This window comes from Psychrobacter proteolyticus, assembly GCF_039762275.1.
Classification (GTDB): Bacteria; Pseudomonadota; Gammaproteobacteria; order Pseudomonadales; family Moraxellaceae; genus Psychrobacter; species Psychrobacter proteolyticus_C.
This window is the reverse complement of sequence record NZ_JBDLOB010000002.1, coordinates 275,382-288,651: the sequence shown is the minus strand read 5'-3', so window position 1 is coordinate 288,651 and position 13,270 is coordinate 275,382. Positions and strand designations below refer to the sequence as shown.

The 13,270-nt window shown below is 43.9% G+C and carries 11 protein-coding genes; 1 reads left to right on the top strand and 10 read right to left on the bottom strand.

The annotated features are described in order from the left end of the window. Window positions 1-188 precede the first annotated feature (188 nt). Window positions 189-587 carry an ACT domain-containing protein gene (locus tag ABFV72_RS04255; RefSeq protein WP_347162561.1) on the top strand — a complete coding sequence of 133 codons (399 nt, stop codon included), beginning with the start codon at window positions 189-191 and terminating at the stop codon, window positions 585-587. 275 nt (window positions 588-862) lie between these two features. Here ABFV72_RS04255 and tdh read toward each other — a convergent pair whose 3' ends face one another. The 10 genes from tdh to ABFV72_RS04205 all read right to left on the bottom strand — a co-directional run bounded on the left by tdh (window position 863) and on the right by ABFV72_RS04205 (window position 12,492). Continuing rightward, complete coding sequence (gene tdh, locus ABFV72_RS04250) at window positions 863-1,888, bottom strand: L-threonine 3-dehydrogenase (RefSeq protein ID WP_347162560.1); 1,026 nt, start codon at window positions 1,886-1,888, stop codon at window positions 863-865. 63 nt (window positions 1,889-1,951) lie between these two features. Continuing rightward, window positions 1,952-3,142 (bottom strand): glycine C-acetyltransferase, encoded by a 1,191-nt coding sequence (gene kbl, locus ABFV72_RS04245; protein WP_347162559.1) that lies wholly within the window; start codon window positions 3,140-3,142, stop codon window positions 1,952-1,954. Window positions 3,143-3,509: 367 nt separating this feature from the next. Further along, a complete protein-coding gene (locus ABFV72_RS04240; protein ID WP_347162558.1) occupies window positions 3,510-3,701 on the bottom strand; it encodes a hypothetical protein in 192 nt (63 codons plus the stop codon). A 29-nt stretch (window positions 3,702-3,730) separates the two neighbouring features. After that, window positions 3,731-4,612, bottom strand: a complete 882-nt coding sequence (locus ABFV72_RS04235) for an N-acetylmuramoyl-L-alanine amidase (protein ID WP_347162557.1) — start codon at window positions 4,610-4,612, stop codon at window positions 3,731-3,733. Between the two features lie 86 nt (window positions 4,613-4,698). After that, entirely contained in the window at window positions 4,699-6,051 is a 1,353-nt protein-coding gene (locus ABFV72_RS04230; RefSeq protein ID WP_347162556.1) for an APC family permease, read from the bottom strand. Between the two features lie 157 nt (window positions 6,052-6,208). Next, on the bottom strand, window positions 6,209-6,988 hold the full coding sequence (locus ABFV72_RS04225) for an MOSC domain-containing protein (RefSeq protein ID WP_347162555.1): 780 nt from the start codon (window positions 6,986-6,988) through the stop codon (window positions 6,209-6,211). 228 nt (window positions 6,989-7,216) lie between these two features. Further along, window positions 7,217-7,630 (bottom strand): ribosome silencing factor, encoded by a 414-nt coding sequence (gene rsfS / locus ABFV72_RS04220; protein ID WP_057758112.1) that lies wholly within the window; start codon window positions 7,628-7,630, stop codon window positions 7,217-7,219. A 131-nt stretch (window positions 7,631-7,761) separates the two neighbouring features. After that, a complete protein-coding gene (locus ABFV72_RS04215; RefSeq protein WP_347162554.1) occupies window positions 7,762-8,739 on the bottom strand; it encodes a nicotinate-nicotinamide nucleotide adenylyltransferase in 978 nt (325 codons plus the stop codon). Between the two features lie 219 nt (window positions 8,740-8,958). Continuing rightward, window positions 8,959-11,106: a phosphate acetyltransferase gene (pta, locus tag ABFV72_RS04210; protein ID WP_165597570.1), complete on the bottom strand. Its 2,148-nt coding sequence runs from the start codon at window positions 11,104-11,106 to the stop codon at window positions 8,959-8,961. Window positions 11,107-11,259: 153 nt separating this feature from the next. Next, on the bottom strand, window positions 11,260-12,492 hold the full coding sequence (locus tag ABFV72_RS04205) for an acetate/propionate family kinase (protein WP_347162553.1): 1,233 nt from the start codon (window positions 12,490-12,492) through the stop codon (window positions 11,260-11,262). Between the last annotated feature and the right edge of the window lie 778 nt (window positions 12,493-13,270).

Genomic DNA, 13,270 nt, shown 5'->3' with positions numbered 1-13,270 from the left:
ATAGTTTGAGATAGCTGTTGTTTAAAATAAAAAGGTGGGCTTAGGCTCACCTTTTTTGTGTTTAAGAGTTAAGTGTTTGGAAATGAGGGTTAGTGTTTATAGCGTGTTTTCACGAGTATAGGTAATGACACCCATGCTAAGATTACAGTGAACAAAGACTGAAAATAAGCAAAATAAGGAAGAATAAAATGTCAGGAATCACAGATGTCAATGAGCTATTGAGTTCGATGCAGCCAGCACTGGTTGATGAATTATTTGTGTTTTGTACCGTCACAGGGCAGCTAGCAGAATACGTAAACCTAGCGCCAATAGCGACGTTTGTAGAGCCAGAAGGGTTGACTTTGGTGCTAACAAAAGACAAAGCTGATGAGGCGGATTTACAGTATGAGGGCGTGTTTCGGCAAATCACTTTAACGGTTCATTCAAGTTTAGAAGCGGTAGGTCTAACCGCAGCAATAGCAACCAAACTGACTTCAAAAGGGATCAGCGCCAATGTGATCGCTGCCTATTATCATGACCATATATTTGTGCCGGATGATAAGGCGGAGCAGGCGCTATCTGCGTTAAAAGAGCTGAGTAATATATGACGTTTTTAAGAATGATCAGGCAAATAGTAAAAGAGAAAGTATGAGCTAATACATAGCTTTCATAACTAAAATAGTTAAAAAATTCCTCTAAAAATGAAAGCTAATATGTTTTTACCGAACTATGTATATTTCAAAATTTTTTAGCCTCAGCAATCAACTCATGAATCTCATCACTTTTTAATACCCAAAAAAAACGGCACTGAAATCAGTGCCGTTTTATAAGTCGTGACAATGTAAAAGCTAATCACGACTCGTCAAATACTAAATCGCCAAAATTAATCCCAGCTTAAAATCACCTTACCGCATTGCCCACTTTCCATAATATCAAAGCCTTCTTGGAAGTCATCAATGTGCATGCGATGGGTAATGATTGGAGACAGATCAATACCGCTAATCAGCATTTGCTCCATCTGATACCACGTCTCCCACATTTCACGCCCATAAATACCTTTTAGCGTTAACGCCTTAAAGATAATCTTGCTCCAATCCACCGTGGTGGTGTTAGGCAAAATACCCAAGAGCGCAATTTTAGAGCCGTTATACATATTACTAATCATCGAATCAAAAGCTTGAGGTGAGCCTGACATCTCAAGTCCAATATCAAAGCCGTGCATTTTTAGATCCTCGATAGCACCTTCGATGGTTTCGCCTTTGGCTGGGTTGATGGTCATCGTCGCGCCCATTTTTTTGGCAAGCTCTAAGCGATAATCACTAATATCGCTGACCACGATATTACGTGCTCCTGCGAAGCGGCAAATCGCCGTTGCCATTGACCCAATCAGTCCTGCACCCGTAATCAGCACATCCTCACCAAGTACCGGGAATGAAAGGGCAGTATGAGTAGCATTGCCAAAGGGGTCCATAATGGCGGCCATCTCATCGCTGATACGCTCATCGAGTTTGATGACATTATCGGCAGGTATCACCAAATATTCGGCAAACGCGCCATCGCGGTCGACGCCCACACCGATGGTGTTTTCGCACACATGCAGCTTACCACGGCGGCAGTTACGGCAATGCCCGCAAGCGATATGGCCTTCGCCTGTGACGCGATCACCCACTTCAAGATGCTTGACGCCATCGCCCATTTCACTAATCACACCAACGTATTCATGTCCGATAATCATCGGCGTGTTTATGGTCTTTTGTGACCACTCATCCCACTTATAAATGTGCAAATCTGTCCCGCAAATGGCGGTTTTCTTAATTTTTATTTTAACGTCATTGATGCCGACCGTAGGTTCTGGCATGTCTTGCATCCAGATGCCTTTTTCGGCATGAGCTTTAACCAGTGCTTTCATACTTTTCTCTTATTTAGCTGTGTTGTACTTAATGATTGAATTTAGATAAGTTCTGAATGACGCTTAATCGATCACCTTCATTTGTTTGGCGACTTTGATAAAGGCGGCGATACACTGGTCGAGCTGCTCGCGAGTATGAGCAGCAGAGAGCTGCACACGAATGCGAGCCTCATTTTTTGGCACGACAGGATAGAAGAAGCCAATCACATAAATGCCTTCTTCAAGCAGTGCGTCTGCCATTTGCTGCGAGACATTGGCGTCATAGAGCATCACCGCACAAATGGCCGATTCGGTAGGCTTGATATCGAAGCCCGCGTCTTGCATTTGCTTCACAAAATAGGCGGTATTTTCATGCAATTGGTCTTGTAGGGTATTGTCTTGCGACAGCATCTCAAACGCTTTTACCCCAGCGGCAGCCACCATAGGAGGAATAGAGTTTGAAAACAGATACGGGCGTGAGCGTTGACGCAGCATCTCAATCATTTCTTTTTTACCCGTGGTAAAGCCGCCAATAGCACCGCCAAATGCCTTGCCTAACGTACCCGTGATCAGCTCAATATCGCCACGCAGATCAAACAATTCAGTCACGCCGCCACCAGTGCGACCGACCACGCCTGCTGAATGCGATTCGTCAATCATCACCATGGCATCATATTTTTGTGCCAACGCATAAATCTCATCCATTGGCGCTACGTTACCATCCATTGAAAACACACCATCAGTGACAATCAAACGAAAACGCTGTGCTTGCGCCGCTTGCAATTGCGTTTCTAAATCTTGCATATCTGCATTGGCGTAGCGATAACGAGCAGCTTTACACAGGCGCACACCGTCGATGATTGAGGCATGATTTAGCGAATCAGAAATAATCGCATCTTCACTGGTTAGCAGTGGCTCAAAGGCACCACCATTGGCATCGAAACAGGCCGCATAAAGAATCGTATCTTCGGTATTAAAAAACTTAGAAATCGACGCCTCTAATTGCTTATGCAAATCTTGCGTACCACAAATAAAACGCACTGATGACATGCCATAACCTGAGCCTTCGATAGCCTCGATAGCTGCCTTTTTAATCTCAGGATGGTCAGACAGTCCAAGGTAATTATTGGCGCAGAAGTTAAGCATCTCACGACCATCGGCGATCTTGATGAGCGCATCTTGCGGAGAGGTGATAACGCGCTCGGTTTTATACAGTCCTGCCGCGCGTATGTCGCTGATTTCTTGTTGTAGATGCTTCTGAAAGTCTTGATACATAAAGATTCCTTTTTTAGTATTATTGGTGTTCGTTTGATAATAAAAATATTGAGACTGGTCATAGAACTAGGCTATCAAATCTGCGCATCATTAAAACCAATGATAAAACCAACAATGCGGGAAGCCAATGAGATGGTGCGAGCAGTGATACTATCTATAACCCTGTGAGCGGTGATTTTATCATTAGCCTATCGCAATAAATAGCCTAAATAGTTGGTAGATAGGCCTTCTTTTATAAAGTGATATAGCGTTGTTTGGTTATAGTATTGGTTTCATAGTGGCTTAGCTACGTCTCAAAACATAAGACATCAACTTGCGCATTTATTTCATCTTGAGTGGTAAGCATTGATAAGTACTGTCTATCCAGTTATTCATCTTTGGGGCGCTTCTGAGCTTCAGCGATCAATTCATGAATCTTGGCGCTTTCCTTTAGCACACAAGCATCATAGGCAGAAAGCGGCTCAGGTTCTTGCTCCTCTTTCTTTTCCTGCTCTTGCTTGGCTTTTTCTTCTAGATACTTTTGTAGATCGTCTTGTTCATCTTGCTGAGAGTTATCCATGGCTTATGTCTCCTGATAGTCTGTATTCTTTAATAAAAATCATCCCGACCAGCATACTTCTTATTTAGTGCCTGCAATATCGCATAGGTCTCGCTATCCATATTACCCGTTGGCTGCTGCGCTCTGAAGTGTAGCTGAAACGCATAGACGACATCACGACTGGCCTTGTCCCACGTATCGGTATCATTAATTTGATAGCCATATTTGCGAAACGCTTGCTTGATCTCAGGTATCGTGGCCGACGCAAAGGTGTCTTGATTCATAAAGAACTGCTTAGCAAACTCATCGTACCAAGCGCCGATACCGTAATCGAAATACAGTCGCTCCCATGGGAACTTTGCACCGGGGTCTATCTTGCGCGAGGGTGCCATATCCGAGTGACCGATGATATTCTTTGGTGAGATGTCGTAGCGCGTGGCGATATCCTGCACCAGTTGTGCGACTTTTTTAATCTGCAACTCATCAAATGCCACATAGTGCTCATAAGGATGATAGTCGAGCATGCCATTTTTTAGTGCGTCTCGATATTCAGGCTTGATGCCATTATTGACGATCTCGATACCGATAGAGGTATCGTTTAATATCGTCCGTCCTGCAAAGCCGCCATCACCTGCATGCCATGCGCGCTCGCTCTCTGGTACTAAGTTGTAGATTTTATTGTCATCATTGTCTAATACTAGATAGTGCGCGCTCACATTGCCCGTGGTCAATGTCTTTATCGAGCGCTCATTATCTGAAACCGTATAGTGCAAGACGATGGTTTTGATGCGCTCGCTTTTGCCAGTAGCTTGGTAGCTATCGCTGTCGATGACATAACGCGGCGCTGTCGTTGATACGCAGCCAACGAGCGATAGCATAGAGGATGATATTAATACTGATGCCAATGCCATCGAGAAAATATTTTTTGCCATGAAATGCTCTGTATGGGAATAGTTGCGGTTATAGCTTCGTTTGCGCTTGATGTTTATTGTGCCCAACTAGCAAATGCTATTTATGTTTAATTAACGTTAGGATTGACTGCGATTTTTTTATAACCAATTGCCCCGAGCAAAATAAAGAATCCTAGTAATACATAAGCATTGAACGACAACGCTGCTGGTGAAAATGGTAGCAGCAATAGCGATATAAAGACCATACTGATGAATACAGAGAGATAATTTAGCAGACCCGCTTGTTTCTTTTTTCGCTCATTGATGAGGTCGGCGGTTGTGACATAAGCGAAGCCAACGGTGATGCCCAAGGATGCCATTGTCACGATATCGAGTAGGTAGTTTCTACCCAGCCAAGGAGAGAGTAGGCAGACCAAGCATATCAATATAACGGTTTTTTGCTTACTGAATTGGTTGTGTTTATCTGTAAATATACTGGGCAATAACGACGTGTCGCCCATAGATTCTAAGAGCTTAACCGATGACAATATAAAGCCGTTAATACCGCTCATTATCGAGCCAATCATAGCGATCGACAGTAGCCAAATGCCAACGCTACCAATACGATTGTCTATGCCTTCACCTGTCGCCCAATGGCTGTCTTTGATCGCTTGATAGTCAAAGCTCATGTTTAGCGCGGTAAAGTAGTTGATTAAAAAGTAAAACAACACACCGGCGATAAGTGAAATTAGGATAATACTTTTGGTCTTGGTTTTTGAATCACTAATCGCCTTTGAAATTTGCGGTGTGGTCTCAAAACCAACATACGCCCACGGCATAACGGCCAAGATAGGTAACCATGCCAGACTGGTGATAGAGCCGCTAGACATATCAGTTGGCAAAAATGCTTGGGTGGTTGGTGTCATCCAAAGCGAGGCAAAAAACAGCGCGGTCACTGATAGAATCATAAAGAGGGCAATATAGAGTTGGATTTTTGCGCCGACTCGTACACCTTTTAGATTGATATAACTGAATAAAATAATAGCCGCGCTGCATAGAGACACTTCACTGGCGTAGACTTCCCAACCAGCAATCGTATATAGATAGCCTAATTGTAAGCCACTAGGTAACAGATAGCGCAGCAGCAAAGCGACGGCTGATATATTAAGCGCGATAATAGAGATATAGCCTATCGTGACGCCCCAACCATAAATATAGGCATGCTTGCGATTGATGTATTTTTCAATCCAATAGATACCGCCTGACTCATTCTCTGGCGTTTGGGTCAGCAAATTAATATAGGCACGCGCAACCATATAGATGGCTAAAGTACCAATAATAATAGCGACAGAAGAGCCTAATAGCTGTGACTGTGGCAAAAATAAATCGCCTGGCATGACATAAGCACCCCAGCCGATAATTGCACCAACACTAATCGCTATCGCTTGTAGGTAGCTGATACTTTCTGTCTTTTCACTCATGGAGTGCTCCTTCACGATCAAAGATGGAGAAGGAGAGAGTGTTTATTATGGAGCTGACATAGAACATGAAAAACCTTGTGACGCCATTACGCAGGGTAGTGGCTATCTTTTATAAATAGAAAAGTCATATTAAAGGTTTTTGTTGAGTGTTACCTTTTCAATCCTGTTGGATTTTTTTAGCCAGAACCTTTTTCCAACTGTCCTCTAAACAGTCAATCGCGAGCCAAGGTTCAATCACATTAGCATCAAACTTTTCTTTTGAGTTGGATAGTTGCCATAGCGTCTCTAGTGTCGCAAACGGATAAGGGCGCTCAACCAAATATACGGGCAAATCAGCGTCTATAATGCCATCGCGTACAACTTGGAAGTACCAGCCAGAGATGCCTTGCTTGCTGACCCATGCCGCAATATTTGGTACTTTGGTAAATTGGCCGATTTGGTCGTTAATTTTGTAGCAGGGGCGGCGCGGCTGGACGATACGTAATTGAACGCTAGCATCATCATTACTAGTGTCTTGACCGTTTTCAAAATGTCCACCGTATTGAAAAATATCACCAATGCAAATCGTAGATTCGGTCATTTCAGGCAAACCATCGATAGCTTCAGTCGTAAGGTTTTCTCCTAGCGTACCGACACGAACCTTTAAACTGAATTCTGCATTGATTTTTTCATATGTTGCAGGCGCTAGCTGATGCACGGCTTTTAATGGGCCACCATGATGCTTACGGTCAGCCTGTTCATCAGTGGTTAAGCCCATAAAGTTGACGGCGACAGGAGATTTGATAGGTGCTTTATCAATGGCACTCATTTCTTCACGAGCGAATGGCATAGACTTGCCAGCGCGGACACAAGTGAGGGTAGCGATATGTAGGGGCAAGTCTTGGTTAAAATCTGTTAAGGTTTGCTCAGGTGATGACGTGTTCGATTCTGCGCTCATACGGTTTCCTAATAGGTAGAATGAATAGGCTAAGGCGGCTTAATTTTGGCGGTTTAATGTTAGCGGCTAATAAATATTAATATGAAATGAGCTTATCTGTACTCAATGATGTATCTGATTATACTGGTTCATCACCATAAAATTTACATAAAAAAAGACCAGAATAAGTATTCTGGTCTTTTTAGTGGAGCGTTTCTTAATTTTGAACGAATATCATCACTGATAAACTTATTTGTTTTTGTTACGACGACCCGCAGTTTTCTTTTCGCGCGGGGTAGCAACCAGCTCAGCCAACTGTTCAGGTGATGACCATAGGCCTTCTAAGTCATAAAACTCACGTGCTTGCGGCGTCATCATGTGGACGACAACTGCGCCCAAATCAATCAACGTCCAGTCAGAATCGATGCCGCCTTCACGGCCAAGTGGCATAAAACCAGCTTGCTTAGCTTCAGCGCCGACGCTATCAGCCATCGCACGTACATGACGCTTTGAGGTACCATCAGCGATGATGATGCGCTCTGTTACGTCAGTCAACTCTTCTACATTCATTACAGTGATGTTCTTTGCTTTCATATCATCTAGAGCGCTTTGTACTAGGGTCAAGCATTCTGTTAGGCGTTCTGCAGTCATGGTGTTGGTCATAAATTTTAATCTCTTGAATCGTAAATATGTAAAATAAAGGGGTAAAACGTCAATTTGTCTTATCCGACTGATCATATGTTGTCAGTCACGCATAGAGACAGGATAGGCAAAATGACATAGATAAGGCGATTTTAACGGAATTGAGCAGCAGAATATAGCTGATGGGCGATAATATATTGATAAACAGCAGGATTTAGCCATTTAGCTAATGGATTAGATTCAGTATTGCTAATGATACCATTTATTGATGCTATAGATGCGATTTGCCGTTGAGCGACTGGCATTTTATTTGTTTGATCGTCTAGTTTCTGTAGTTGTTCACGTATTTGTGTGCTTGATACCGCAGTAATAGGTCGCGAATCTATATAAATGCGTCCTTGATTGGCGTTTTTCAAGTCAGTGCTTTTTAAGTCAGTGCTAGACGGATCAGTGTTATTTGGATTAGTGCTGTTTGAGCTTAAACTACCTGACGAGCGTTGAATAGTTGGTGTTAACAGCTCGATAGGTGAGTCTATTATATGGGGCTGCAATGACAATGGTAATTGCGTTTTTAAGAAAGCAATATCTTGTACGGTTGCTGTATTATTTTGAGAAAATATAATACTGTCAGAAAATTTTTCGCTAACACCATCACTCACATCGGTAATGCTCTGACGATTAAACACCCATAGATTGACATGGTCGGTGAGACGTAAGCCATCTCTCCATTTATCCAAACTATGGGCGCTGTCCATACCCATAATAAATATCAAACTATCATTAGGATATTGCTGCCTCAATGTGCGTACACTGTCGATCGTATAGACAGGCGGCGCTTGCCACAGTTCCAGCTCATTGATCTGTATCGGTGTATTCTCTGTCGCCAGCTTTAACATCGCTAAACGATGATTAGCATCTGTACTTTGTGTCTTAAATGGCGAGCGTGCATTGGGTAATAAGGACACGTGCAGTGTGCGCTGTAGCCGCGTTACGATTGGTAGTAGGTGCTGATAGACAAACATCGCGACTTCTAAATGACCATTATGTACTGGATCGAACGAGCCACCAAGGTAGGCACGAATGGCAGGTGCAGGTGTTTTCTCTTGAGGGCTGTTGCTCGTATTTGGCATAAATAAATGTATAAAAGTAGATAGGGCGCACGTGGTCGTTGATGCACCTTGCTCTTTTACTGTCTGGCCTTTTTAGGGTAAATAATTTGATGATAGCGCTATTGTAGAGGGCAGATGAGCATCTGTCACCACTGTCTGTCATAGAGCACCAATAAAAAACCGACCATCATAATGATAGTCGGCTTTGTATAGGAATTTAACGGTTAAGTCTTACAGCGATTAAATCAAATCGCTATACGCTTGGATAGCGGTTAACGCGATGGTATAGACGATATCATCGACCAAGGCACCACGTGATAAATCATTCACGGGTTTATTCAAGCCCTGTAGCATAGGACCGACACTGACGACGTTGGCACTACGCTGTACTGCTTTATAAGTAGTGTTACCAGTGTTGAGATCAGGGAAGATAAAGACGTTGGCTTGTCCAGCGACAGGTGAGTCAGGCGCTTTTTGCTTACCGACGCTCATGACAGACGCCGCATCATACTGTAGCGGGCCGTCGACTTTGAGGTCTGGTGCGCGCTCACGAACGATTTGGGTTGCACGGGCGACTTTTTCGACATCCGCGCCTGCGCCTGATGAGCCAGTAGAATAGCTGATCATCGCCACTTTTGGATCGATACCAAAGGCAGCAGCAGACTGTGCTGATTGAATGGCAATCTCTGCCAGCTCTTCTGCGTTAGGATCTGGGTTGATCGCACAGTCACCATAGACGACCACTTGCTCAGGCAACAGCATAAAGAATACTGACGACACGAGCGAATATTGCGGCGCGGTCTTAATCAACTGGAATGCTGGGCGTACCGTGTTGGCAGTGGTATGAATCGCACCTGAGACCAGACCGTCGACTTCGTCTAGTTGGAGCATGATAGTACCTAGATAGACCGTGTCTTTTAGGTACTCAGCAGCGACTTCCGCAGTGGTTTTGCCTTTACGGCGCTCTACGACAGCGGCGATATATTTGCTCATATCGAGGTTGTCAGGGTCGATGATTTCCAACCCTTCAGGCAGCGTTAGATCACGGTTTTTGGCCACTTGCTCAACGTCACTACGTTTAGCAAGTAATACGCAGTTGGCAATACCGCGACTCTGACAGATACAGGCAGCTTCAACCGTACGTGGTTCCGCGCCTTCTGGCAGCACAATACGTTTCTTAGCGTGCTGTGATTTCTTGACCAATTGATGGCGAAACGCTGATGGTGACAGACGCGGTTCATGATTGCGGCTGAAGTATTCTTTAATCCAGCTTAGATCCAAATGCGCAGCCACATAACGAGCCACTTCATCAGCACGTTCTGTATCATCACTCGGAATCTCAGAGCTCATGTGCATCAGACTCTGTACTGTCTCGTAGCTGTCGCTTTCGACACTCATGACTGGTATACCAGTTTTGAGCGCTGATTGCCAAAGCTCAGCAACTGTCTCGCTTGGGGTGATACCACCTGTCAATACTAGACCTGCCAATGGAATCCCATTGATACAGGCCAATCCAGCGGCTAACAGTAAGTCATCACGATCGCCGGGCACGACCATTAACGTACCACGTTTGAAAACTTCGTTGACGCGGGCCACTGAACGAGCGGTTAGGCTGATACGATTGATACGACGTGTCTTTGCTTCACCAACATTTAACCAAGTCGCATCAAGCTCTGTTGCGATATCCCATGTACGAGGCACAGACAACGAGTCACTAAAAGGGACAACACCGATAAGGCGGAACACTTCGGTATTGAACGAAGGCGATAGACGCTGAACCTCTTGCAGGAAGTTCGGATCTAAGCTAACAACGGCCTCACCAGGCGCGACAGGCTGATTGTCAAAGGTGTTCGGCACGTCTTGTACCCGCATCAATATCACACCGAGCGTCCGTGAATCGATGACCCCGCCAAACTCACGAGCATGGACATCCAGTTTGTCTGCTAAATAGGCAGGTTTACTGATATCAGCGGTACTGACAAATATAATCTTGGCATCGAGCGCGTGAGCAAGTGCACGGTTGATTTGTGAAGCATAAGAGGTTTCAGTGGTTGGCACCAGACCTTCACAGATAATCACGTCATGACCATCATCGATCGTATGAAAATTGGCAATCACTTCTTCCATCAAGTCATCAAGATTGTCATCGCCTAGCATACGCTCGACGTGTTGACGGCTGATAGAGTCAGGCGGATTTAAGCCAAATGCGTGCATGGTCAATGCGCTTGAGCTGTCTAAGCTGTGTTGTTTGTCTAGCGTATCATCTTGCAAAAACGGCTTCATAAAGCCCGCTTTGATACCGTTATAATCAAAGGCACGGATTAGCCCTAGCGCGGCTGATGTCACACCGATACCGCGACTAATGGGAACAAGTAAAATGGTTTGCATAATGTGTCCTACAATTTATTTTATTTTAGACGTCGAGTCATTTTGAGTAGCATAAGAAATGCAGTATAAAAACACCAAGCGCTTTATCTTATTTGTTTTCAGCTTTTTAAAAGCATCTAGAACGATAAGCGCTAGGCATTATAATCAATCGTCTTATACTAATTTCAATGCTTGACGAGTCTCTTGAGCGATACGGTATTCTTCATCTGTAGGAATAACCCACAGCTCGACACTGCTACCTTCTGCTTGGAAGCTGCCTTCTTGGCCACCGTACAATCCGGCGTTCTTTTCAGCGTCCATCTTGATACCGAAATGACGCATGACGGCTAAAATACTTGCGCGCGTGGTGACAGAGTTTTCACCGATACCACCTGTGAAAACAATACCGGTAAACTCAGGCAGTGCACAGCTTAAGCTGGCGAGGTATTTACCAGCGCGGTAGCAGAACATCTCAATGGCGAGCTGCGCATCTTTATGGCCTTCGCTCGCAGCTTGCTCAATAGTACGCAAATCGTTTGATAGGCCAGAAATACCAAGCAGACCGCTTTCACTATTTAGCATCTTATCCGTTTCTTCTAGACTAATACCGAGCTGACGCTTTAGATGCATATGTAAGCTTGGGTCGACATCGCCGCTACGTGTGCCCATCATCAGTCCCTCAAGCGGGGTCAGACCCATACTGGTATCGAGACTTTTGCCATCATATACGGCGGTTGCTGAGCAACCATTGCCTAGATGCGCGGTTATCCAGCCATGAGGACCTTTTGCTGCAGTGATTTGGCTAGCACGTTCTGAGACATAAGCATGAGACGTACCATGGAAGCCATAACGACGGATTTTGTGCTCTTCGTATAGATATTTTGGCAACGCATAGCGGAAAGCGACAGGCGGCATGGTTTGGTGAAAGGCGGTATCAAATACCACAACTTGTGGGATATCAGGATAAATAGCTTGAACCGCTTCAATACCCAAAGCATTTGCAGGATTATGGAGTGGAGCTAGTATCTTTAGACGTTTTACTTCCTCTAACGCATGCTGATCAACACGAACAGCTTGAGAGTATTCACGGCCGCCATGTACCACGCGGTGCCCGACTGCGATAAAGTGATATTGCTCTAATAGCTCTAGGATTTTTTGCAGGGCAAGTTTGTGACTACCACCAGGGATAGAGATCTCTAACTTATCGCCATTTAGCGTGGTATGTTTGATACGGGCTGTATCGAGACCTAAGTTTTCGGCAAGACCGGTGATACGAGTAGAATTGTCATCGCTAATCAACGCGTATTTGATAGAAGACGAACCGCAGTTGAGGACTAAAGTGGGGCTGGTTAGGGTTGATGTTTCGCTGTTCTTATCATCAAAAGTGGTACTTAGGTTGGCGCTCATACTCTATCCTTAGATTGGTTTTTATAAAGGGCAAATCAATTATATCGTTGGTTCGATACAAAAAAGACGTCTATTGCCACGTCCTGTTTTATTATCATCAAATGCTACATCGCTGATATCTCAAGTGCTGTAGTAAAGGTCACTGAGACATGATGTCATTATTATATGGAATTGATGAAGTTGATAACCGCCGAGTAAATAAAAATAAGCTATATCTATGCTGATAATATCAAGCAAGTATATTGGCTATTTTGTTTATACTTGGGCTACTATTTCTGACAGTGCTATGCATCCATGCTTATGAGGTAATGCGTCTGCATCTCAGGCTAGCATCCTATTGCCACCGCAAACTGGGAATATAATGTAACACATTTTTGTTTCTACACCACGACAGGGGTAAGGTTTAAAATGTGTGATTAATAAATGGCTAAATACGAAATAAATCAATTATATTCAATGAGTTATAGATATATAGATGAATAACTTGTATGGGCTACATAGTAGGGCTATGACTCACAAAATTGTAAGAAATATTGTCGAGATACCCATATGTCATACATTCATATCTAAGCTCGCAGACGATATTACTATAAAAATTCGACTAATGTTTTAGAAAATATCCGACATCACGCAAATTTATTCACCAATCATATTCAGTATCCGTACAGCTTTATGTAATAATGCTATGATGAAAATGGTCATAACGACAGTGCTTTAACTGCTGGTTTGGCTGTCCGTTTGTTTTTTATTTATCACGATTTACTAACGCCATTATGCC